At 32.1% G+C, this 23,889-nt stretch carries 22 protein-coding genes and 3 tRNA genes; 10 read left to right on the top strand and 15 right to left on the bottom strand.

The window, feature by feature from the left end; genetic code table 11:
• Positions 1-10 precede the first annotated feature (10 nt).
• The 5 genes from tig to tsaB form a co-directional block, all read right to left on the bottom strand.
• On the bottom strand, positions 11-1,303 hold the full coding sequence (gene tig, locus EF513_RS00595; protein ID WP_125215479.1) for a trigger factor: 1,293 nt from the start codon (positions 1,301-1,303) through the stop codon (positions 11-13).
• 34 nt (positions 1,304-1,337) lie between these two features.
• A tRNA-Leu gene (locus EF513_RS00590) sits at positions 1,338-1,422 on the bottom strand.
• 134 nt (positions 1,423-1,556) lie between these two features.
• Positions 1,557-2,177, bottom strand: a complete 621-nt coding sequence (rpsD, locus tag EF513_RS00585; RefSeq protein ID WP_125215478.1) for a 30S ribosomal protein S4 — start codon at positions 2,175-2,177, stop codon at positions 1,557-1,559.
• A 71-nt stretch (positions 2,178-2,248) separates the two neighbouring features.
• Positions 2,249-3,007: an RNA methyltransferase gene (locus EF513_RS00580; protein ID WP_164503778.1), complete on the bottom strand. Its 759-nt coding sequence runs from the start codon at positions 3,005-3,007 to the stop codon at positions 2,249-2,251.
• A complete protein-coding gene (gene tsaB, locus EF513_RS00575) occupies positions 2,985-3,632 on the bottom strand; it encodes a tRNA (adenosine(37)-N6)-threonylcarbamoyltransferase complex dimerization subunit type 1 TsaB (RefSeq protein WP_125215476.1) in 648 nt (215 codons plus the stop codon). Before tsaB ends, EF513_RS00580 begins: the two co-directional genes overlap by 23 nt.
• A 254-nt stretch (positions 3,633-3,886) precedes the next feature.
• Here tsaB and EF513_RS00570 point away from each other — a divergent pair, with 254 nt between their 5' ends.
• Positions 3,887-4,960 (top strand): LptF/LptG family permease, encoded by a 1,074-nt coding sequence (locus EF513_RS00570; RefSeq protein WP_125215475.1) that lies wholly within the window; start codon positions 3,887-3,889, stop codon positions 4,958-4,960.
• Positions 4,957-6,696: a single-stranded-DNA-specific exonuclease RecJ gene (gene recJ, locus EF513_RS00565; protein WP_125215474.1), complete on the top strand. Its 1,740-nt coding sequence runs from the start codon at positions 4,957-4,959 to the stop codon at positions 6,694-6,696. Before EF513_RS00570 ends, recJ begins: the two co-directional genes overlap by 4 nt.
• A gap of 218 nt (positions 6,697-6,914) precedes the next feature.
• On the opposite strand, the gene EF513_RS00560 is transcribed toward recJ, so the two are convergent.
• The gene (locus EF513_RS00560; RefSeq protein ID WP_125215473.1) at positions 6,915-8,735 is read right to left on the bottom strand and encodes a hypothetical protein; all 1,821 of its coding nucleotides are present in this window, start codon (positions 8,733-8,735) and stop codon (positions 6,915-6,917) included.
• Positions 8,736-9,188: 453 nt separating this feature from the next.
• Between EF513_RS00560 and EF513_RS00555 the strand changes: the two genes are divergently transcribed.
• The 5 genes from EF513_RS00555 to EF513_RS00535 all read left to right on the top strand — a co-directional run bounded on the left by EF513_RS00555 (position 9,189) and on the right by EF513_RS00535 (position 14,474).
• Positions 9,189-9,279: transfer RNA gene (locus tag EF513_RS00555), tRNA-Ser, on the top strand.
• A 502-nt stretch (positions 9,280-9,781) separates the two neighbouring features.
• Positions 9,782-11,059: an ankyrin repeat domain-containing protein gene (locus EF513_RS00550; protein ID WP_125215472.1), complete on the top strand. Its 1,278-nt coding sequence runs from the start codon at positions 9,782-9,784 to the stop codon at positions 11,057-11,059.
• 290 nt (positions 11,060-11,349) lie between these two features.
• On the top strand, positions 11,350-12,078 hold the full coding sequence (locus EF513_RS00545) for a DNA alkylation repair protein (RefSeq protein WP_125215471.1): 729 nt from the start codon (positions 11,350-11,352) through the stop codon (positions 12,076-12,078).
• A gap of 207 nt (positions 12,079-12,285) precedes the next feature.
• On the top strand, positions 12,286-13,371 hold the full coding sequence (locus EF513_RS00540) for a class I SAM-dependent RNA methyltransferase (protein WP_164503777.1): 1,086 nt from the start codon (positions 12,286-12,288) through the stop codon (positions 13,369-13,371).
• 647 nt (positions 13,372-14,018) lie between these two features.
• Positions 14,019-14,474: a hypothetical protein gene (locus EF513_RS00535; RefSeq protein WP_125215469.1), complete on the top strand. Its 456-nt coding sequence runs from the start codon at positions 14,019-14,021 to the stop codon at positions 14,472-14,474.
• A gap of 32 nt (positions 14,475-14,506) precedes the next feature.
• Here the strand turns inward: EF513_RS00535 and EF513_RS00530 are convergent, their stop codons facing one another.
• The 4 genes from EF513_RS00530 to EF513_RS00515 form a co-directional block, all read right to left on the bottom strand.
• The gene (locus EF513_RS00530; protein WP_125215468.1) at positions 14,507-15,976 is read right to left on the bottom strand and encodes a hypothetical protein; all 1,470 of its coding nucleotides are present in this window, start codon (positions 15,974-15,976) and stop codon (positions 14,507-14,509) included.
• A 293-nt stretch (positions 15,977-16,269) separates the two neighbouring features.
• The gene (locus EF513_RS00525) at positions 16,270-16,851 is read right to left on the bottom strand and encodes a uracil-DNA glycosylase family protein (RefSeq protein ID WP_125215467.1); all 582 of its coding nucleotides are present in this window, start codon (positions 16,849-16,851) and stop codon (positions 16,270-16,272) included.
• 269 nt (positions 16,852-17,120) lie between these two features.
• Positions 17,121-17,471 carry a hypothetical protein gene (locus EF513_RS00520; RefSeq protein ID WP_125215466.1) on the bottom strand — a complete coding sequence of 117 codons (351 nt, stop codon included), beginning with the start codon at positions 17,469-17,471 and terminating at the stop codon, positions 17,121-17,123.
• Positions 17,472-17,479: 8 nt separating this feature from the next.
• Positions 17,480-17,788 (bottom strand): hypothetical protein, encoded by a 309-nt coding sequence (locus EF513_RS00515; RefSeq protein ID WP_125215465.1) that lies wholly within the window; start codon positions 17,786-17,788, stop codon positions 17,480-17,482.
• A gap of 198 nt (positions 17,789-17,986) precedes the next feature.
• Here EF513_RS00515 and EF513_RS00510 point away from each other — a divergent pair, with 198 nt between their 5' ends.
• Positions 17,987-18,322 (top strand): YnfA family protein, encoded by a 336-nt coding sequence (locus tag EF513_RS00510; RefSeq protein WP_125215464.1) that lies wholly within the window; start codon positions 17,987-17,989, stop codon positions 18,320-18,322.
• Between the two features lie 91 nt (positions 18,323-18,413).
• On the opposite strand, the gene EF513_RS00505 is transcribed toward EF513_RS00510, so the two are convergent.
• Together EF513_RS00505 and EF513_RS00500 are read right to left on the bottom strand one after the other, a co-directional pair.
• Positions 18,414-18,890, bottom strand: a complete 477-nt coding sequence (locus EF513_RS00505) for a hypothetical protein (protein ID WP_125215463.1) — start codon at positions 18,888-18,890, stop codon at positions 18,414-18,416.
• Positions 18,891-20,357: 1,467 nt separating this feature from the next.
• Positions 20,358-20,819 carry a hypothetical protein gene (locus EF513_RS00500; protein WP_125215462.1) on the bottom strand — a complete coding sequence of 154 codons (462 nt, stop codon included), beginning with the start codon at positions 20,817-20,819 and terminating at the stop codon, positions 20,358-20,360.
• 516 nt (positions 20,820-21,335) lie between these two features.
• Between EF513_RS00500 and EF513_RS00495 the strand changes: the two genes are divergently transcribed.
• A complete protein-coding gene (locus EF513_RS00495) occupies positions 21,336-22,187 on the top strand; it encodes a hypothetical protein (RefSeq protein WP_125215461.1) in 852 nt (283 codons plus the stop codon).
• 145 nt (positions 22,188-22,332) lie between these two features.
• Here the strand turns inward: EF513_RS00495 and EF513_RS00490 are convergent.
• From EF513_RS00490 to rpe, 3 genes are all read right to left on the bottom strand, one after another.
• A tRNA-Gln gene (locus EF513_RS00490) sits at positions 22,333-22,407 on the bottom strand.
• Between the two features lie 26 nt (positions 22,408-22,433).
• Positions 22,434-22,760, bottom strand: coding sequence for a divalent-cation tolerance protein CutA (gene cutA, locus EF513_RS00485; RefSeq protein WP_125215460.1), 327 nt, complete (start codon positions 22,758-22,760; stop codon positions 22,434-22,436).
• A complete protein-coding gene (gene rpe, locus EF513_RS00480) occupies positions 22,753-23,412 on the bottom strand; it encodes a ribulose-phosphate 3-epimerase (protein WP_125215459.1) in 660 nt (219 codons plus the stop codon). Before rpe ends, cutA begins: the two co-directional genes overlap by 8 nt.
• An 87-nt stretch (positions 23,413-23,499) precedes the next feature.
• On the opposite strand from rpe, the gene EF513_RS00475 reads away from it, so the two are divergent.
• Positions 23,500-23,874, top strand: a complete 375-nt coding sequence (locus EF513_RS00475) for a hypothetical protein (RefSeq protein ID WP_125215458.1) — start codon at positions 23,500-23,502, stop codon at positions 23,872-23,874.
• Positions 23,875-23,889 lie beyond the last annotated feature (15 nt).

The following is a 23,889-nucleotide window of genomic DNA, read 5'->3' as shown; positions in this document are numbered from 1 at the left end:
TATCGTTGATTTATTTTATTAATTCTAAAAATTCACTATCTTTAATAGCAACCTCATTAAATTTTACCTGAGACATAATCCAAGATACAACCTTTTCTTCTAAGATTGAACCATGTAATGACTCTAGCATGAATTTATTCTTCATATATAAATCAACTATTTGCATTTCTGCACCAGGGTATCTATTTGCAACATCAAAAATTGCTTTACGATAATCCTCTTGGGTAACTTTAATGCTTTCTTGTTCAGAAATTTGTAAGAATAGTAAGCTTAACGCAACTCTTCTTTTAGTAATTTGATCAGCTTCTTTATCCTCAATAGAAGGATCAGCTTTTTTAACTTGCTCAAGCTCGTTTTTGAGTAATGTTGGAGGTAAGTCTTGATCTAAAAACTTCTCTAATTTATCGAATAAATCTTTTTTGCTCATATGGTAGCTTGAAGTTTTAAAATCTTGCTCAAGCTTGCCTTGAAGGTCTTTTTTAAGATCTACTACGGTTTTGATATTAGGGAGGTTTAATTTTTCAACTAAATTATCGCTTACCTCGGGAAGATCGCCTTTGCCTTTAACTGCTTTAATGGTTACTTCAAAAAGGGCTGGTTTGCCTTTTAGGTTTTCAGCGTGATAATTTTCAGGGAAATTTACCTTTACTTCAATATAATCTCCAACCTTAGTGCCAACTAACTGCTCTTCAAAGGTATCAATAAATGACTTAGAACCGAGCTCTAATTCATAATCAGTAGCGGTACCACCGGGGAAAGCTTCACCATCAATTTTTCCTACGAAATCAATTATAGCAATTTCGCCATTTTTAAGCTTATGAGTTTTGCTAGTAATTTCTTTGAATTCACGCATTTCTTCTTGGAAGCGCTCAAGCTCTTTGTTAATTGAAGTGTCAGTGACTTCAACGGCATGTCTGCTTACAGTAAAATCTTTGAAATTAGGAATATCAAACTTAGGAGTATTTTCTACATATACATCAAATTCAAAATCTTGACCTTTATTATAATCTTTGAAATCAAGCTTTGGTTCAAAAGCGGGTCTAATATCTTTTTCTTTAAAAATAGCGCTTAAAGATTTTTTAAAAGAAGATTCAACTGAGTTTTGGATAAGGTCGGCCTCATGTTTTTGTCTCACAATTTTCAGAGGAGCTTTGCCTTTTCTAAAACCTGGTACGTTAACTTTGTCTTTTAATTTCTCGGCTTCTGAATCAATATTATTTTCAATTACCTGTGCGGGAATAGTAACTGTAAATTCATGAACAAGTCCGGAAGAGTTTTTTTCGATAATTTTGTAATCTGACATATTTCTTTCTTTTTAATTTAATTACATAAGTTGCTGGTGCGGATGAAGGGACTTGAACCCCCACAACTCTCGTTACAAGAACCTAAATCTTGCGCGTCTACCAGTTCCGCCACATCCGCTTAGTTGTATTATTATGCTGTAAATTATAGCAAAAGTTAAGAAAAGCAAGCTATTAATTTTTGAAAGATTTAAAAAAATCTGTAAAGAAAGTAGCTTCATAGTAACAAAAACCATGAAGCTACTTATTATGATATTAACGTGAATAGAACTCGATTACTAAATGAGGTTCTGCTTCAAATGGGAATGGAACTTCAGCTAATTCAGGAACTTTTATGAAAGTACCTTTGAAAGCTTTAGCATCTAATTCCATATAATCCGGAACGTCATTTTCCATTTTGCTAAGTGCGTCAATGAAGTGAACGTTTTCTCTGTAGCCTGGAGCTACTTCAATTATATCACCTGGTTTAACTTGGTAGCTTGAAACGTCTAACTTATGCCCATTAACTAAAATATGACCATGAGAGATAATTTGGTTAGCTGCAAAAATAGAATTTACAAAATTCAATCTGTAAACAACTGTAGCTAAACGGCTCTCTAGCAATCCGATTAAGTTTTGTGAGCTGTTGCCTTTTAAGCGCATAGCTTCTTTATATATTCTACGAAGTTGTCTTTCTACTTTAATACCGTAGTAATATTTGATTCTTTGTTTAGCAATTAACTGGGTACCAAAGTCTGATAATCTTCTTTGGGTATTTTTCCCATGCTGGCCTGGACGATAATTGCGTGTTATGAAACCACTATTAGCCTTACCCCATAAGTTAACGCCATAGCTACGACAAAGTTTTGTTTTCTTTAGTTTTCTTAGTTTTGTCACAGATTAACCATTGTTAATAAATTAAATGAACTTCACGCAAAAAATATACTTTTTGTTTATTGTGTCAACTGTTATTTAATGTTTCCATATTCATATAAAGAGCGAAAAATACCATGTAGCGTTCTAATCTCTTGCTCGCTATATAGGTTTTTAGTAAAAATATTATGAATATTTATTACCATTTTGTTTTTTTTATGTGGTTCTTGAAAGAAATTGGCTGTATCTAAAAACCCTTCAAGCTGTTTAAGCATAAAAGATACCTGCTCAGATGTTGCTGGAATATTTTTGTTTATAGCTACCTTATCTTTTTGAGTATTTGCAAATTGTTTATTTAATTCATAAGCAATTACTCCAATTGCCTGTGCTAAATTCATAGATTCACATTTTTTAGTGGTAGGGATGTGTAAAATAGCATTACATAAAGAAATTTGTTCATGAGTAAGGCCAATTCTTTCGCAACCAAACACAAAACCAACTTTAGTAACATTTGACTCTAATATGGTATGCAGGTTAGCCCAAGCTTCATTCGGGTAAAGTGTAGGTTTGTTAATAAAAATGTTTTTGCCGCACAAGGCGTAAACATATTCTAGCTCATTGATAGCCTCAGCTAAAGAATTATAAATAGTAGCGTTTTCAAGAATATATTTACCACAAGTTGCCATTTCTTCTGCTTTTAAGTTGGGCCAACCATCTCTTGGATTTATAATTCTTAGATTTTCTATACCAAAATTAGCCATAACTCTGGCAGCGGCGCCAATATTTTCTCCCATTTGCGGTTCGCATAAAATAAATGTAATTGCTAGATTATTATTTGGCTTTGGGTTTGGCATCAGGTGCTCGCATATAAAATGGTTGTAATTCATGAGAAGCGAATGAATTTTGGGCTTTTAGTTTAGCAGCTTGAAGTAACATTTTTGCATTAGGGCCTGCTTCGGTGATAATTTGATAATTACTTTCTTTAAAAAACTTACTGCCAGACCCTGCAATAAAGGAACCATCTTTTAAATAAGTAAGTAATTCTTGCTGATGAATAAGTTTTGCCTCTAGTAAACTATTGTTACTCCATTGTTGAAAGTAAAGTTGATTTCTACTGGCGTCTAAAATAACAGCAAAGTTGCTGATTGAGGGGTTGTTATTATAAATTTGTGCCCATATCGCTTCCATACTAGTGATGGCGGTAAATTTAAGGTGAGGTAGAGCAATTTTAAGCCCTTTTACACTTGCAAGACCAATTCTAACCCCAGTAAAACTGCCTGGGCCAATATTAACAATAACTTCATTTAGCTGGTTATAGCCTATTTTATTAGCTTTAAAAGCTTGGTTGATTTTAGGGAAAAGAATTTTAGATTGTTGTGAAGGAATAATTTCTTCATCAAAATAAATATGTTCATAATCTTGATTGCCTAAAGCAATTGAGCAAGTATTATTAACAGTTTCGATAGCTAGTTTGAACATTTTTGCTTTTAATCTTATATAAATTTTATTACAAAGGTAAAAATTACTTTGCGTATAGTAATAAACCTATTAAACATTTTGAGTATGCTCTGTTAATTTCAAGATTTGATAGCGTCAAAAATTAATACAGTGAAGCTCATGTATTATTTGTACATGGCTCAAATATGATATTAATTTTCCTTGCTAAATTTCGAAATCATTTGAGTATATATCCTCAGTAATTTGAGTACAATTAATACATTAAAGCTTTTATAATGCAAATTTTAGTTAAAAATATTACTAAGTCGCTAATACTTCCTAATATTATTGTGGCGGTAATTTTATGTTTTTTAGTGTGGATCATCCAATCGCTACGCTTTTTGGAGTTTATTTCAAGTAAGGGGATTGATTTTTTTATGGTCATCCAGCTTACTCTTAATTTTTTACCTAGTTTTTTGTTTCTCATCTTGCCAGCAGCGATAGGAATTGCTGTTGTTTATTATTATAACCGCATGCTTTGTGATAATGAAATAGTAGTAATGCGTTCAATCGGTATGAGTGATTGGCAGATTACCAAGCCTGCATTGATTTATGGATTGTTAGTTTGTGTGGTTGGTTATGCACTGTCTTTTTATATTTCGCCTCTAGCTAATAGAAAGTTTCAGGAGCGTAAAGCCTTCCTACAAAATCATTATGCTGCAATTATTATTCAGGGCGGGGCATTTACTGAGCCGGTTAAAGGGCTTACTATTTATATTGATAAAGTGTTAGAGAATAATACATATAAAGGTATTTTGGTTAATGATCAACGAAAGTCTGGCCAAGAAATGACTATGATTGCCAAAGAGGCCAGATTGATTGAAGATGAAAATTCTAGTTATTTTGAGCTCACTGATGGTAGTAGGCAAGAGGTAAAAGATAATAAACTTTCGATTTTATTTTTTAAAAATTTTCCACTCAATATTACCAACTATGTAAAAGACCCGCAGCAAAAATGGTTAGAACCACAAGAACGTAACATCTTTGAATTGTTTAAACATGAAGATCAGCGCCCTGAGATGCAAGGGAAGTTGAGAGCAGAGCTTAATCAACGTCTGGTGTGGCCTTTGTTATGCATAATTGTTTCAATGATCGGTTCAAGCTTAATTATTTCAGGTTATTACCGCAGATATAATTATAATAATAATATGATTAAAGCTGGTCTTGCTATTCTTAGTATTATCAGCGTACAAGTTATAATTAATATGTTTGTGGCAAGGTTTAGTTACGTTAATTATTTATCGATATTATTATTATTAGTTTCTATAAGTATTTATTTATTCATTATTAACAAATCAAGGGCGCTATGAAGAAATCAATTAAGGGGGCTTATTGGTGTAAAAAAGAGCAAAATCAACGTGATTTGCTTTTTTTATCGCAGAAATATAATCTTAATCCACTAGCTGCAGAGATTGTGTTAAGCCGCCTTGATAATATAGAAAATGCTGAAGAATTTTTAAACCCGCGTTTAAAAGATCATTTGCCTAATCCTGATTCTTTGCTTGATATGCAAAAAGCCTCTAAAAGAGTAGTAGAAGCTATTATGAATAATCAAAAACTAGTGGTTTTTGGAGATTATGACGTGGATGGTGCCACTTCATCTGCGCTGCTTGCCAGGTTTTTTGATTTAGTTGGTTATAGTAATTATCAGGTATATATTCCAGACAGAATCAAGGAAGGTTATGGTCCTAATTTGCCGGCTTTCCAAAATTTTGTGGCAAATGGCGTAAAGGTAGTTATTACAGTTGATTGTGGTACCCTCTCTTTTGAGCCGATTGAATATGCCGCTGATAATAACTTAGATGTAATAGTTTTAGATCATCATTTAAGCGATGTAATATTACCCAAAGCATGGGCAGTAGTTAACCCTAACCGTTTAGATGAAACTTTTCCGCATCGTAACTTAGCTGCAGTGGGGGTGAGTTTTTTATTTTTAGTATCGCTTAATCGGTTTTTACGTGAAGAAGGATTTTTCCAGAATAAAAAAGAACCCAATTTAGTTACCTTACTGGACTTAGTAGCGTTAGGAACGGTCTGTGATGTAATGACTCTTATGGGAGTTAATAGATTATTCTTAAGTGTGGGGCTTAAAATATTGTTAAAAAGGCAAAATTTAGGTCTTGCAGCTCTTATGGATGTAGCAGGGATTAATAGTGAACCAAATGTTTATCACTTAGGCTATATTTTGGGCCCAAGAATTAATGCTGGTGGCAGGGTTGGTAAAGCTGATTTAGGGTCAAGATTACTTAGATCGTTAGATTATGACCAAGCTCACAAAATGGCAGTAGAGCTAAACGAGTTTAATAACAACCGTAAATCTATTGAGCAATTAGTACTTGAAGAAGCTATAGTGGTTGCTGAAAGGCATGATCCTAATGTGCCGCTTTTGTTTGTTAGTGGTGATAATTGGCATCCCGGAGTTATTGGTATTGTCTGCGCTCGTATTAAAGAAAAACATAATAAACCGACAGCTATTATCGCTTTTGATGATCAAATAGGTAAGGCTTCTTTAAGGTCGGTACCTGGAATTGATATTGGTGCGGCTGTAGTTGCTGCTAAAAATTCAGGCTTGCTTATGGCAGGAGGCGGCCATGCTATGGCTGCAGGCTTTACTATACAGCGAGAAAGACTAGAAGATGCTTATAAGTTTATGTTAGAATATATTGCGGTTAATCAAAATGTAAATAATGTTGCTAGCAAATTTTATGATATTGCAGTTACCGCACGAGCTGTGAATCACAAACTTTATGAAATAATTAACTGTGCCCATCCTTATGGTAATGGTAATGAAGAGCCTTTGGTCCAAATTTCAAACTTAAAAATTGTAAAAGTAAACCAATATAAGAATGATGTAGTTAAGCTGATTTTAACAGATGAATTGGATCCACAAATTAGAGTATCTGCCACTCTTTTTAAAGCTTATGATAGTCCTATTGGGGAATATGTGCTGAATAATTATGGAAGTATTAGTTTGGTGGGTAAGCTGAGTATTAATAGCTGGAATGGTAGAGATAATATAGAAATCCTCGTTGAGGATGTTATATAAGCCCTTTGCTGGATTTCTGTATTCTTCATTTTGTTTCGTAATAAAAAATCACCTTGTTTGTTATACTATCTAGAGTATTAAGTTTAGACTATAGCCTTGAAATCTAGGCTCTTCTCTTGTTCTGGAATGGGGGATGATTTAATATAATTGATATCTTAAATGTAACAACAGCTAATTTAAGTGCTCCATTGTGCTCAGATCTTTATATATTCTATACATTATATACAATATGTGTGGTTCTTGTGTGATGTAATGCTGTTTAAGTTTGCCAATAATCTCGGTTTTGAGATGGCTATATGGTGATTCTTTTCAGTTTGGGCTAATTGCTGTACTTGGTTTTCTTGTCTTTCAGATTCTAATAAAAAGTTATCCGTTTGGGTGGGTTGTGATAATTCATCTTTGGTAATATATTTCTTGGTAATATATTTGTAATCATCTTTAAAATAATCACTTGCTGTGCTAACACGCTCCTTAATAATATTTGATATATTTTGAAGAAGCCCTGATTCTTGGTATATTACATAATCATTAATCATATCTTCAATTTCAGTTTCTGTAACTGATTCTGCTACCTTTAATGCTTTTTCTAAAATTCTTTTCTTTGCATAAGTGATGGTGTGGTTTTGAGCATGATATGCAAGATAAAAATCTTGGCCGCTTTCAGTACTTTTCTTTTGTGTTATCCCTGTTTTTAGTAAGTTAAAACTTCTTGTTTGGTTTTCGCTGTATATTAAATAATTTCTAATACGTGAATGTGAATTATCCCCTTGAGCAATTATAACCTGTTTTTTTATGATTTTATCTTGTAGTTTTGCTGGTTTGGAATGTTTATTTAATTCAGAATAACTTTGAATATTTTTAAGCAGCTCAGGGATTTGACCAAAAGTATCTCTAGCAGAAAGCAATTGAGCTTGAGCGGCAGTTTTATCCTTTTGTAAAGTAACCTTGAGGTGGTGGATGAAGCGATAAAGCTCACGCCATTTATATCCATCTTGAGTGTTATCATTGCTAATAAAATCAAGTATATTTTGTTGTAATTTTTTTATCGTTTTTGGAAGGATATCTCCGTACGTTTGTTCTATATTAGAATTGTTACTTCGGCTAATAGTTTCCATTTCTATTAAAGTGTTATGTATATGCTCAAGCAATTCTAAAAAATGTGGTTGGTATTGATCCTTTTTGATCTGAATATCATTTGCTTTAAACGGAGCAGAATCTCTACTTTTTTTTATGTTTTTGATTAGTTCTGCAATTGGTGAAAGAGCATTGGTTACCTTGGTGTGTTTTTCTTTTGTGTTGCTAAAAATTCTAATTAATGTCTCATCAGAGAGTTGTGAGAGAATTCTTAACTGGCTAAGTGCAAAATAAAAGCAGGAACCATTATCATATTGTAGGTAGCCGTAAGTAAGAAAGGGATGATATTTTATATTAGGGTCGTTTTGCTGTGATAAATATCTGATAATGCGTCTATTTAGATTATTAAAACAAGTTTGATTGGCGCTATCCATAGCAAAAATGTTAATTTGATCGCCTAGTTTTCTAATAATACAAAGATTGACATGGTCTAGCTCATCATAAATTAATAAGTTTAATTCAAGTTTTTTATTGGAATCTAAAGCTATTTCTTTGGTTGAGTTAATGATGTGGGGTAAAAGATGGTCTTTACAAGCTATAGGATTAAAATTAATGTTTTTAAGCTTTGGTGAATCATTTTTCGATTTTAAGATGGTAGCTATAGCAAAATGAAGGTTCCTATTAATGGCAATTCTATTAGTATATTCTTTTCGAGTTTGTTCTTTTATATATAAAGACGTTACTTCTTTAATCAGCTGCTGGTTATCAGCTTCAGTAGTTAATTCAGCGCTTTTATAGTGTAGCACGTTTTCCTGTATGGCTAGGCTTTTTTTAGCTGGATCTTGAATGGCACTCAATTGATATTTCTCTTCTAGATTAAGTATATCATCTTCTTCAATCGAGAAAATAAACTGGTTGATGAATTCAATTTTATTTTTTAGAGTGCTAATAAGCTTTTGTTTCATAAATATCGTAAATTAATTTTATATTAATTAAAAATGTATTTTAATACAAAATTAACTAATGTAAATATATTAATGCTCGTTGCGCTATAATTTACTTTTTGAATTAAAACGCTAAGGGTAATATAGAAGAAATTCGTCAATTGTCTCTATGCTAATCGCTTTAGTTTATATTAAAAGTTGGTTACTTATCGTTTGATTAAAGGGAATAGGGGGCTGTGAAAAACAGGTAGTTTACCAATTTGCTATACAAAGGTGTAAATTTGGATGGATAGTTTGTTAAAATTAAATGATTCGTTATGCTAATTTCTTTGTTTTGTAATCTATTAAATATTATGTTGATAAAATTTGATAATTATAACAAATCATAAGTGTAGATGTAAGGTTAAAAATAAAATATTTTGCTTGCTATTTTTTATTTTAAGTTATAAATGTTTGTAGCAATTAGTTTGCTTAGGACAGATGGCCGAGAGGTCGAAGGCGCCGGTTTGCTAAACCGTAGTACGGGTTAACCGTACCGAGGGTTCGAATCCCTCTCTGTCCGCCATTCATAAAATCATAACTTTCCAGCTTAAGAATGCAAATATGCTTCTAATCAATTTTTATTATTGTTTAAGGGTAGTATTAGCCAATCTAATTATTAAAAAATTTTCTTAAATATTTTTTTTATCCAGTAAGTTCATATAATCTATATAATCTTTAACTTGTGCATTTATATTATCTTCATTATGCCAATACCCATTAAAAATATATTGGTTAGTAAGTAAACTATACCAAGTGAGTCATATTTAAATTAATATTGTCAATGAATCTGGCAACAAAATCAAATACACATCAAACTCATAAAAGATGAGTGGGTAAATAATAAAAATTGATTGATATTATTTAAGATAATTATAAATTAATAAAATTTATAATTATTTTTAAAAATTTAATTGTATATGAAATAATATCTATTATAGATTTGATGGCTTAGCTTTAGGGATGATATTAGCAACTAATCAAAAGTAGATTTTCGGCAAATAAAAATAATGTTTAGTGAGTAGATAATGCATGAGGCAATATTTGATTTTTATCAATCAAGAGTAAAAAATTCTAGCATAAGTGATAAACGCTTTATTTCGGTGATAACCCGCTTAGCTAAAAATTCTACCAGTAAAATTGATATTAATATGCAAGATCTTAATGGCAATACGCCGTTAATGAAGGCAATTAAAAATAATAGATATAAATTAGTAGAGTTTTTACTTCAATCTAGGAAGCTGCTTAACTTAGATCTAAATATTCACAATAATTATGGCCAAACTGCATTGCATTATTTGGCTGAAAAAAATGATTATAAAAATTTGTATATTATTATTAATGAAATATCTGATGAATCTTTAAATGCTAGTTATCTAAATGCTTATAGTTCTGGTTATAGTGTATATGCTGCAGCTATTTCAACTTCTTCACTACAAGTTGTAAGATTATTAAATCATTATAAGAGAGATAAATTTAAAACTCAAAATTTAAAAGATATTATAACAGCAGTTAACTATGCAGTAGAAAGTAAAGAAATTGGGGAACAGCAGGTTAACATTATTAGTATGATGCAGTTAGTAATATTTGATATCTTTAAGGAAATGGATGCTAATTCTTTAGATGATATGGGACGTACTATGCTTGCTCAAGCTTTGCATTGCGGGATGGATAAAGTGGCGAAATATTTATTAGATAATACCGCTATTAAGGTCAATACACAAAATTTAATTGATGACGAAGAAACCCAAAAAGCATATGGCCATAATGCTTTAACTGCCGTGGTTCTAAGTCCATTAATGTCTCAGGAACTACAAAAGCAATTTATTTTAAATTTAGTACGGGAAAAAGGATTAAATCCTCTAGAGTGTAATAGCAATGGAGAAAATATAGCAGAAAATGCTTTAAATGCAGGAAATGTAGAAATTGCAAAATTTTTGTTAGCAAATTGGCCTCAGCTCAATAATTCTAAAGTAGAAGATAAGTTCTTACAATCAAGATTGATTGAAAATGATGATTATGAAATGACTGATGAAGACCTAGAAGAGCAAGAAAGATCTTCTTCGGATATCCAAACTCAGGAAGAAATTAGCTTGCTAGGTAGCAAATATAATGAAGAGACCTGTGATGCTGGTAGCCAGATAAGCAATAGTGAAAGTAATGCTTATCCACAAGAAAAGATTGATTGGAGAAGCAGAACGGCGCTGCGGTTAGCTGAAAATAGTGGATTGAAATATCTTATAGAAGAAAGGCTGCGTACAGAAAAGAGAGCCAATGAAAATAGTTCCTTTTTATTAAATTGTTAGGTTGGATGAAGTAAGTTTTATTAGCTAGGTATCTAGGTAGGTTTTTTGTAAATAACCCAACTATTTTAGCAAATATCTATTTGAAAATAAATTTCTGACTAGGTTTTTGCAGTATCTGATTTAAAAAATTTTATTATAAGAAGAACTGAAATAGGCAGAGGCAAAATTAAATCTAAAGTAGTTGCTATCCAGTAACTTTATTTAACGTAAAAGAGTTGAATTATGGTTAAATTATAGCTTATATAGCATATAAATCAGCAGTAAGTGTTAATGGATAGAAGAAGTTGGTAATGAAAATAGATTCTGAACGGCTTAATTTGTTAAATATAGGCTCAATAGAGAGTAAAAATTTAATGGAAGGGTTGAGCGTCGATTTAAATATCTTGTTAAGCAATAATCTTCCTGATCACCAAACTATTATTTTTCCTGAAAAAATGGGTATCACCAAAAAAATGAGATTGGTTGCAGAGAGTTTATATCATCGTTATGGATTTAAAATTTTTGATCATTTACTAGTTCAGCGCTCCGATACTTTGCGTGGTATTGCTTGCTTTGTTTTAGGAGGGCATTCAACGCTGCTTGCGGAAAAATTAAATTTAATTAAACCATTAGCGGATGATAACCATTTTGGGGTGAGAGAATGGGCGTGGATGGCGCTGAGGGAGAATATTGCCCAGGAGTTAGGTGAATCTTTAAAAATGCTGGAATTTTGGGCTGAAGAAGGTTCGGAGAAAATCCGCCGTTTTGCTAGCGAAGCTACCAGGCCAAGAGGAGTATGGTGTGCTCATATTAGGGAGTTAAGGGCAAAGCCTTGGCTTGCACTTAATATTTTAGAGGCGCTTCATAATGATTCGGCTAAATATGTGCAGCTATCGGTAGCTAATTGGCTAAATGATGCGGGTAAAGATCATCCTGTTTGGGTTAGCCAACTTTGCTTACAGTGGCAGCAAATATCCAATACAGAACATACCAAAAAGATTTGTAAAAGAGCTTTAAGGAATATTAAATTTCCTGCATAGCTTAAGAATTTAGCCTCGGTGATAAGTAGAATTTAGCGTAAATAAGCTATTATGTGTTATTTATATAAGAGTAAATAACGCTAGAGCTAAACCTAAGTTTACAACAGGCAGCTAGAACTAAAGATAATAAACAAAATATTATTCATAACACTAAAGATGCTGTATAACTATAGCGATAATTTGGTGCCATTACAACAAAGCATGTTTATGAAAGAGCAATTTACTGTATTAATTGAAAGGCAAGGATTCAAAGGCGATGGTATAGGATCATATCGCAATAAAAAGGTTATGGTGCCATTTGCTGTAGTTGGCGATGTGCTGGAAGTGGAGTTAATTAAAGAAAATAGCAAGCTAATTGAAGCTAAAATTGTTGATACTATTACACCAAGTTCTCATAGAGTTATTCCTGTTTGCAAATATTTTACCAGTTGTGGTGGGTGCGATATGCAGCATCTAAGCGATAATCTTTATCAAGAGACTAAGTTGAAACAGGTTAAAGAATCTATCATGCGTGCAGGTTTTAGTTGCGGTGAAGTGAATTTTGTTGCAATAAAAGCCAAATCAAGAAGAAAAACCAGGTTGCATGTTAAAGATGGGAAAATAGGTTTCTATCATAAAAATAGTCACCATATTGTCCCAATTGAAAGTTGTGAAGTTTTACCTGATGAAGTTATGGGTATAATTAAAACTTTAAGAGAAAGGGAGCTTTCTTCCCGTAGAGATGTAGATATTGTTTTAACCAATGACGGATATATTGAGATAGGTAATTATTTAGTTAAATATGATAACTATTTTCTACAATCATCAGCAGAAACTAACAACATAGTTGCAAGCTTAATTCAACCTACTCTAACTAGGACTATGAAAATTTTAGATCTTTTTGCAGGAGTTGGGGCATATAGTTTATTGCTTCATGGGCAAGTTGCTGCTATTTATGCTGTCGAAGGTGATGAAAAAGTTCAACCATGTCTTAATGAAACTCTTAGTAAATATGCAATATCTAATATTCAATTTACCTTGCAAGATTTATATAAACAACCAATTACTCCTAAAGCTTTAAATCAATACGATACCATAATTATTAATCCGCCTAAAAATGGTGCAGAACCCCAATTTAGAGAGATTGCGAAATCAAATGTAGCTTCAGTCCATGTTATTTCGTGTAATCCTATTACTTTAGAGCGGGATTTGAAGTATTTATCCAATGCTGGCTTTAAAATAAAGCAAGCTCACTTAATTGATCAATTTAAATGGTCTTATCATTCTGAGGTCTATCTCCATCTAGCAAGATAATTAAATTTTCCTATAAATGCTATCTATGACTAATAAGCTATTCAAGTGATTGAAAAGTAATAGCGCTGAATTAAACCATTGATTTTAAAACAAAAACGAAGTCATACCATCAGGTATGGGATCACAACTGTATTTTATTTTGCAGACGAATTATATAAAAATTATAGTTAATAAACAAAAGTAAAGTGAATATCTAAGCTATGCAAAGGGATAGAGCTAATAGCATACACTTAAGCTAAATGCTTACTTAACCTTTTTATGGAAATTAATGCTTTCTTTAGATTTATTGTCTATTTTTTACTTTTAAATAAGTATTTACGTTACAAATATAATTAATTTACGATATGTTTATATTATTAATTTTAATGATAATGGGCTATTCATCATCCATTAAACATTATCAACAAGGTCTGTTTTCCTGGTAAAATATCCAGCTTGTATGATATAATTTATATTAATATTTTGATAACTTACTAGCAAATAAGCAATTAAGCGTTGACTAACAAGATTTACTACCTATTTACTTGATTTTTATGTAATTAATGACAATTAATTTTAACGCAATTTTAATTAACATGTTAATGTTGTTGACAAGCCGTTTATACCTAGGTTATAAATTAATAACCAACCTATGAAGGAGATTGTTTATGTCTTTTGCTATTAAGAGAATTGAGGAACTAATTACAGACCTAAAAGAAAAGCAAACTATTGGGCATGCGGAAAAAGAAGCTAAGAAATTAAAACCGCTTATAGATCAAGCTGGCAAATTTATGATGAATATGAAAGATATTGATCCTAAAACACGCGGTCAATACCTAGATAAATTAGTTGATATTCAAAAACAATTAAATAACGGCATTGCTAAAGAAGAAAATTATTTAAGTAATGTTGCCAAGCTAGCTAGTAAATCACAAGATTTAAAACTTAAAATCTATCAAGATAAACCAGACAAACTAGATCAAATTAAAAAACTTTCTTCTCAAAAAAGTAAAGATTTAGATGAGTTTAAAGAAAATTGGATTGCACGCCCAAAAGTTTTTGTTAAAAAAATAGAAACTCTTAAAGATCATGCTCAACAGAAGCCTACACTTTATCATAGATAAATATATTCAAATAGATAGGTAAAATTATAATTTTACCTATCTATTCCTTTATCTGCATTGTTTTTAACATTAGGAGTGATAGTAGGCTTTATTGCCTCATGATTCTCTACAAGTTTCATGCTTGATACTCCATTTAATACTCCCGGTTCTTTTTGGGGTGAATTCCCTTTAGAAGTATTAGAAGGTTTTATTGCGCTAGGATTTTCCATAGATTTCATACTTGATACCCCATTTGAATTCTCTATTTTTACGTTAGCATTATTAGCACTCTTTGTAACGTCTTCCTTTACAGGTTCTGCGCTTGGCACCCTCTTTAATGCTCCACGATCTTGCCCTAACCCTTTTTGTAATGGCTTTCCTATTGCAGTAGCAGCGTGATCATTTTTCTCTATTTCGCTTGCTATTTCCTGCGATGAAGAAAAAATATCTAAATCCTCTGCATCTAATTTAGGATTTACTGACGATGAAGGTACACGAGCTTCTTTGTTATGATTGTCTTGAGCCGATGGTGTATTCTTATCCCGATTAGCTTCAGCTTTTTTGCTTGCAGGTTCCGCAGCTTTAGAAGTGTTGGAGGATTCTGGCGTAGTTTTTGGGGCAGGGGTGATTGGCCTCTCAGGATATTGTCCTATTATTCCTGGCTTAGTAGTAGCACTTGGCTTAGGACCCAAAGCACCAACTGGCGAGCCTGCCTGCATAGGTTTTGTGCTGCCTGGGTTGTTGCTTGTTATAGGCTTTATTGGTACTTCTGGTGCTCGAGGTATAGGTGATGTAACAGTGGGGCGTGGTGGTGCTGGAATATCTTTTAAGGGAATGGTTGCAGCAGCTTTTAGCCTATCACTGTTGCTCTGTTGGCTGCCTTCAGCCATTTGTTGTGGTTTTTGTTGAGCTTTGGTTGTTTCCGGTTCCTGAGTTTGGCCCTGTTCTCGTTTGATCTGTTTTTCTTTTGAGATATTTAAATCTTTATTGGTAAATTCTTTTACTAGCTTATTTTCTACTTCTTTTTTTAGGCCTTTAAGTTTTTCACTAATACGTTTTTGTAGAATCCCATCTTTATCTTTTAATTTATCTATAACCTTTTCTAATCGTTGCTGCAATAATTCTAATTGTGTTATTTTAAAACCTTTACCAAAGTTTTTTAACCCTGCTAATTCCAGACTTTTAAAGGCCAAATTAACTAGGCCATTAACGAGTATATCTAATAACCCATCAAGCATTGATCCAGATTGCTGTTTTCCTTCTGCTTTACTTTTTTTGCCGATCCCCAATTTCTTAAGTACCAAATATAACCATGGGGATTTTTCGGCTAAGTCAACTTCATTCTCAACATTCTTTAAAAGATCAGTAACCTTTTTTTCGATATTACTATCATTAGGTGCCTGATTAAGCTCATCAATAGCTTCTTCTAACTCATCCATTAAAGCTTCTAGAGTGTATTCTTTATTGATAGGGATGATTGTTGCTTTATCATTATTGTTTAAATTATTATCGTCATTGGCCATATACTTAACCACTAGTATTAAAAATGTATTGGGTCTTAATATATTAACACATTTTATTATCAATGTGAATTATTAAGTATCTGAAATTATACTATTTATTGTAGTAATAGATTTATTATTTATGTTAATATTTAACGCATATTCATAATTCAGCTTATCTCTATAAGCTGCCTATATATGATTTTATTATGCAAGCTTAGCTCGGGAATAGATACAATAAACTATAACCAGCGTTGTTTTGAGCCTTTGCCTCAATTTTGAGAAATTATTATCAGACTATAACAATATATAATTTATTTAAAAATTTGCTGCACTTGTGCTCTTAACGCGGGTATCAATTCCTGTTCAAACCAAGGGTGGCTTTTAATCCATCTATTGTTATGCCAGCTTGGGTGAGGCAACACTAAATACTGCGGTAAATATTCTTGCCAAGCTTGAATAGTTTCAGCCATCTTAGCTTTGGCCCTATCTTGCAGATAATAATGTTGGGCATAGCGACCAACTAGTAATGTAAGCTTGATATTAGGCATTAGTCCAAGCAATGATTTATGCCAAGTTATTGCATGTTGAATATTAGGTGGCCTATCACCACCATGGATATTCTGTCCTGGATAACAAAACCCCATAGGTATGATGGCAACTTTATTCTTATCATAAAAGACCTCTTTGGATAAATTAAGCCAAGCTCTTAACCTATCACCTGAAGCATCATTCCATGGGATTCCCGAAGTTTGAGCTCTTATTCCTGGAGCTTGGCCAATAATCAATAATTTTGCTGTGCTGCTTATTTGCAATATTGGGCGCGAACCAATTGGCGAAAGAGAATCCTTTGCTATATATTCAGTTATTTGCGTTTGTAGTTCTTCTAGGTTCATATAATTTAAATATAGTTTGTTGTAATGTATAATTTGGGCGCTGTAAAAATTTTTATTATTAAGTTGCTTGGAGTATTATTGGCTATAAAAAATCAAATATTTTTTAAAACAAGCAACCCTCACTACAAAATATTAACTCATTTTCGATTAAAAATTTTATCAAATATAGGCAAAATAGTTCTTCCTTAATATGGCATTTTATTTCAACACTTTATAAGTGATGAGCTAACAAATAAGGTTTATGGCTAACTCTAATAAAGTAACTCTTCCTATTTACTATTGTACCCAGCTATCAATGCACTCAAGACATTTTTTACTAAGCTATATTCTTTCATAATTATGCTCTTTGAAGCAGCCTTTTTAAGATAGTACTTTGCTATCATAATTAATAGTATAGCCATCATAAGAAATACCGCAGCAGTAGCCAGCATTGCTTCACTTTGAGTATAAATAAGACATAATGCCTTATATAGAGATAGACCTAAGAAAACTTTTGCTACAATAATACTTATACATCCGGTTATTAAAATTAAAAGCGCCTCAATAGGTATCTTTTGATTGGTGGATACCTGAGGAACAATTACTGCAGCTAGGTATCCAAGAAGCTTTTTTAAATTCATTTCTAGACCTATTTGCTTTTACATAAACGCGATACAATCATGCCAAGTAAGAAGGAAATTCCTATGGCTAAGAATGGTTGATTTTTCGCTTGCTCCTCTACATAATGTAGGGTGTTTTTTGCATATTCCTGACTCTTATTTACTTCTTCTTTGATTTTACTACCCAGTTCATAGGCACTTTGTTCGATTCCTTCCTTGGCCATACTTGCTCCCTTTATTATATTTTGCACACCTTCTTTAGACTTTAATTCATTCTTAAGTTCAGTAATTGTATCTTTCATTTTCTCTATATGGTTATCGGTGTTGTTTTGTGCCATTTTTTACTCCACTTGGTTAATTCCTTAAGTTTAATAATGTCACTGGTAATTTTTAATTTCAAAATGAAAAAAGGATAATATTTAACTTGCACATTGAAATCATCGACTTATTAAAGAAAATAAAGATAATAATAAAATATTTTTGAAGTAGAAATATTGGCTTTAACCGATATAATTTTTTTAACTTTTATTATGTTTATGATTTTAAAAATACAATATGTTGCTTTGATAATTGCTGCTATTACCGAAATTGCTGGGTGTTATACATTTTGGGCTTGGTTTAAGCTAGGTAAATCCATTCTATGGCTTATACCGGGTACATTATGTTTATGGTTGTTTGCTTATTCGTTAACTGTAGTTGAAACAGAATTTGCCGGTAGAGCCTATGCATTTTATGGAGGAATTTATATATGTTTTTCACTATTTTGGATGTATTTAGCAGAGGGAAATATGCCCGATAAATGGGATATACTCGGAGCAGTAATATGTCTTATAGGAGCTTCAGTAATTTTATTAGTACCACGATCTACTTAAGATGGTTTGTTTGTAAGAAGTATATAGTAGAGTTGTAGCTAGGGGAACAAGAGAAGAAGGATAATTTATTGATATCCTTTTTCTCTTTTGATTAAGCGTAATCAGCTTCTATCGCTTGGGTGGTTTCAACAGCAAGTTGTTCACCATGATAATGATGATGAGTTTGTATTGAATTTTGGGCTGGAAGAAAATGTTTATCAATTATAGGCTTAAATTCTTCATATGAGAATGGATGATAAGTATGAGGACCTGACCAAATATTTCCACTTATTTCTAACATAATTGGCATATTGATTTGGTCTTCAATGAGATATTGAATAGGCGTACTCAAGAAGGTAATGCCTGATGAAGCGCACGCTCCTTCCACCAATCCAAATCCAATATGTTGCAATCCATTTTTAACACATGAAGAAGCACTACTGGAAACAACTGCCGGTAATGCAAAAAGCGCTGTTTCAGCTGCGCCATAAACGATGTGTAAAGGTGCATCGATAAATTCAATTGCTGTAGATATGCTGCCAGCTACTAAGCCAACACCAACTTCTGCTATTCTACCAAATAAAGCCATGATTTCTTTTTTTTTAAAGTTATTAAAATGTAATATAAACAATATTGCTAAATTAGCCAATGATTTTCTTAATTGTAAACGTTTAATTAAGCAATTTTTTATAACTTGAGTAAAATAAAATTAAAAGATTAAATTTAGGAATTTGTACCTAAGCTAAAAAATTAATAGTGGGCACAAGGATTTTTGATGCCCTAGTTCTTTCAAGATATTTTTGATTTGTTTATACATTAAAGTGATTAAATATTATTGCTCATTTATTCCTTTTAATAAAATTAATTATAGGATTTATTTATCTTGTTAAGATAGTGAAATTAAAAACTATATCTCTTTAAAAGATAAATCTTTTGCTTATTCTAATATATTAAAAGCATTTTTAACCGAAGCTATTTTGGCAGCTTGGCCCTTTAGATCTTTGTGGTCTTTCTTTTCTAATTATTCAACAAGATTCATCTTTTTATTTCAAGCATCGTTTGCTTGTTGGTAGAAACCTTAATGGAGAAAGGCAAGGTTGGTCTCTGTATTGCGTGGCAAAAAGTTACTAAAAGGATACACCATATCTATAGGTAAATGTATTGTTACTTAGATTTCTTTCCATGTATTTCGATCAATCAATTTGTATTACATTCTTTAATATAGCCTCAGCTCCTCTTGTATATTCCTTTTCAGCAGAGGTCCTTGCCTTTACCCAGGGTAGATTTGGAGCTTGTAAGATTGTGTATAGTTCATTAAGGTTTTTTCCTACTTCTACCAGATGCTGAGTGCTAAATCAAAGGTACATAAATTCTTTTGTTTGTCTGAATGATTATTTAGTATTTTAAGCAATGTAGCTGCATTCATTAATTAAATTTAAAAAATAATATTTTTTCAATGTTATTTAATTATATAAACATATTAATTTTTATAAATAAAGGCAAGGTAGTATTTTAGGTTTTGTATAGATAATCAATATGATACGAGAAAGTTTGAAAAAGAAAGTTTTTCGGAGTGACTGCCCTTAGGGGATACACTTCGAACTAAATATTATAAAGATATTATGACTTTTAATGTGTATCTTCCTATTTTTCATAAATTTATCTGTTTATGAATTTAGTTAAAAGCAAGGATGCTTGCTAAGATATCATTGCTTGATAGCTGTGAGTTAATGAATTGCTTATTATAATGTAGGTCCTTTAGCTTTTTCTTCTTTTAATCGTTCGATATGTTCTCGTTTATTATCTCGAGTGTAGTTTGCTTACTTATTTACGGCTTTCTTGGTTAGTGCTAGCTTGGTAGCTGTACTGCGCGGTAAAAATGTACTAATAACACTACCTACGTCTTTAGGTAATTCAAATTATGTTGCATTATCGAGTACTGCTTCCATTGCTCCCCTTGTATATTCCTTTTCGGTAAGGGTTATGTACCTTACTACCCAGGATTGTTGAGGGTTATTTAAAGCACTATTTAGCTTTGTAAAGTCATTTGCTAATATTACTTATCAGAAGGTGTCATTCCTGTATCTATGAGCTCTTTTGCTTTATCTATGTTGGCACATAAGTATTCTAGAGAGTTGATATTAGCTAATATCTGCTCGGTAGTGAATCCAAGTTCTAAAAGTTCTCTTAATTGATGGATCCAATGATGTAAATCATATATAACATTGCTATTAGTTTTAGTTATTTTTATCAATTGCTTAGGTGTAAATTTAGCTCCTATAAGCTCTGCTGTTCGATCGGTTTGTAATAGTGTGAATAAGCCTGCTGTATTAACTTCACATACTTCTATTAGTTGCTCAGGAGAAAATTTAAGTCCTATAAGCTTTTCTATTTTATCGGCACTCGTTAGCATTTGTGAAAAAGCCCATGATTTATTTGCAGTTATAGCTTCTTTTAATTTGATGAGCTTGTTGTACGAAAATCCAAGATCTATAAGTTGTTTTATTTTTTTATCCATAATTTCTTCTATAATTTAATAATTTAATATATTTTATTAGTTAATTATTAATTATATATAAATATAAAGCAAAGTAAAGATTAATATGTTAATATGTTGTATGGGGCGTAATAGTAAGGTAAGCTGTATATAGCTTGCTAATGTAATGGATGTTTTATAAAGGAAAAATTTTTCGTAGTGGCTATCCATAGTGGATATACTTCGAACTACATATTATAAAGATATTATGGCTTTTAATATGTATATTCCTACTTTGCAAGCTCTCTTGCCTTCAAGCTAGCTTAAGAAAAGAACAAGAGGATTAGTTTATAGTTGGAAAGATGTCTAAGTATCTTGATTTCCATAAAATATTGTTTGTATAAATATTATCATAAATGGTACTCAAGTTAACATATAGCGTGATATTTATTAAATATTTACCTACTGCTAATGTTTGCTTGACTTTTACCTTATGCGCAATAGATTTCCTTTAAACAGTTAATAGATATTAAATTTATAATTATAAGGAGAGCTAATATGTCTGCATATGCAAGCCGCAGAGCTGGAATTGATGTAAATTCTGGGCAAAGAGTAGCAGCTGGAGTAAGGTATGCTGATCATCATGACCACCCTGAAGGTACTTCACCTTACTATTTAGAATTTACTCGTCTACGTGAGCAGTTAATTGCAGCTGCAGGTAAAGATGAAAATAATAACAACTTTGCTGAAATGCTAGCAATATACGTACTTAAATCTTTAGAATTATATAGAAAAGCTAATTTCGAGATGCATGCTGATGTCTTAGTACGGGATATATTATTTGAGCTAGCAGATGAATTTCCTAATATTCATATATTAAGAAAGAATTGCGACCCTCTAGATTGGCAAGGGCCTGATTTGTTTAAATTCGTTGATCATTATTGTGCTACTTTAGAAGAGCAGTTAAAAGCAGCTCGTAAAGAATATGGTTTTGCTATAAACTGTAATCGCCTTTTTAAAGTAGGTTTTGTTGCTTTAGGTGCTGTGGCTGCTATCCTTACTGTTGCTAGCATTATTACTCCTGCTATTGCTTCTAGTGTTATAACTGTTGGATTAACCAAACTTGCAACAACCATAGGAATTAGCTTAACTGCAGCTCAATTTGCAAGTTTAGCTAATTTAGCTCTTACCACAGTTGCTGCTGTAGCTGGTGTAGCTACTACTTATGCTATCAATAATGTTTTGGTTGATAAAATTCAAAGACTCACTGCCAAGAGAATGCTATGCCAATATGGAAATGGCCAGGAAAACTTCTTTGGAAGTAAGATTATGAACAACTCAAGTTATTGTAATAAAATATCACAAGAGGAAAGAAGTTTAAATCAGAGTTGGCAAAGAAAGTATTTATAATTAATTAAGTATATTTATACTTAATTAATTATCTGATAAAAAGGGTTTGATAGGAATTATCAAGCCTTTTTTAATATAATTTTTATTTTATATAATAATGAAAAGCTTATAGGGTGGGAATTAGGTTGTTGTTAAATTTAAAAAATGGCTGGGGTGGTAGGATTCGAACCTACGCATGACGGTATCAAAAACCGTTGCCTTACCACTTGGCGACACCCCAACATTCTTAAAATAAGCTTGTTATTTTTAGCGCATATTAATCGAGTTGGCAAGCCATTTTCCAAAATTTTTTTCAATATCTGCAATTTTAAACTTAATTACGCAGGGAGTATCATAAGGATGCATTTCTAAAATTCTAGCTTGTAGTTTACTATAGCAATTTTCTTGAGTTTTAAAGAGCATAATATACTCATTATTTATCTCAATTTGATTATTCCATTCATAAATAGAGGTAACATTAGGAATGATATTTGCGCAAGCTATCAACTTTTCTTGTAACAGCTGAACCGTAATTTGTTTGGATTTCTCAAAATTATCAATGGTAGTATAAGCAATGATAAAGTTATTACTCATTTTTTAGGCTCTTTATAGCAGTATTAAAACTTTGGGGGTGATTAAATAAATATGAGCCAGATACTAACACATCTGCGCCGGCTTCGATAACTAATTTAGCAGTTTGCTCATTAATGCCTCCATCAACTTCCAACAGAGCTTGAGGGTTGATTTTATCGATCATCTTTCTAACTTGCTCAATTTTTTTAAGTTGTGAAGTTAAAAATTTTTGTCCTCCAAAGCCAGGATTAACCGTCATAACTAATATTAAATCTATTTTTTCTAAAATATATTCAAGGTTTGATTCGTGAGTTGTAGGCACAATCGAAACGCCAGCCTTTTTACCAAAAGATTTAATTTGAGTAATAGCGGAATCTAAATGAATAACCGCTTCTTGATGAATGGTAATAATATCTGACCCAGCTTGAGCAAATGCAGCAATATGTTGCTCAGGATTGTTGATCATCAGATGAGTATCAAAGGGAAGAGTGCTATAAGGTCTAATTTGTTTAATAATTTCTGCTCCAAGGGTAATATTGGGCACAAAATTTCCGTCCATTACGTCAAGGTGTAGATAATCAGCGGTGCTTTGAGCAATCTTTGAGATTTCACTTTGTAAATTGCTAAAATCACAGCTTAAAATAGAAGCAGAAACTTTAATTTTTTTGTTCATACTAAAATTAACTTATCAGGTTTTGAAAATTTTAATTAATTATGTTATAATATATTATATTTAATTTTAATTAAAGAGAATCATATTATGAATCCACAATTGTCTGGAGGATTAACTTCAGGGCAAATAAGTAACATACAAGAACGGCTACCAAGTGCAAGTAGCAGCGGAGGTGGCAGTGCTATGGGAGCAGGAGAGGGTAAAAGAAGCTTTGGTGTAACCCAGGGAAATATTACTCAATCTTTAGAGCATACCTCAAAAAATGCACTAGGATCTCAGATGTTTAAGATGTTTGATAGTATTTTGCAAGCCGGAGATGGGGGAGTGAAAAGCGTTTTGAGAGTGTTTGCGGTTGGGGAGATGATGGGCCAGGCGACCGGTTTGTCCAGCATGGCTTTATTTAAAGATGCTCCTGTTAACCCGCTTCTTGCTCAGGGCAATAAACCACAGCAAAGCCGTTAGTTTTGGAAGTTATTG

Source organism: Rickettsiales endosymbiont of Stachyamoeba lipophora (genome assembly GCF_003932735.1).
Taxonomy (GTDB): Bacteria; Pseudomonadota; Alphaproteobacteria; order Rickettsiales; family 33-17; genus RICK01.
The sequence above is the reverse complement of the archived record's forward strand: the minus strand, read 5'-3'. Positions and strand labels throughout refer to the sequence as shown.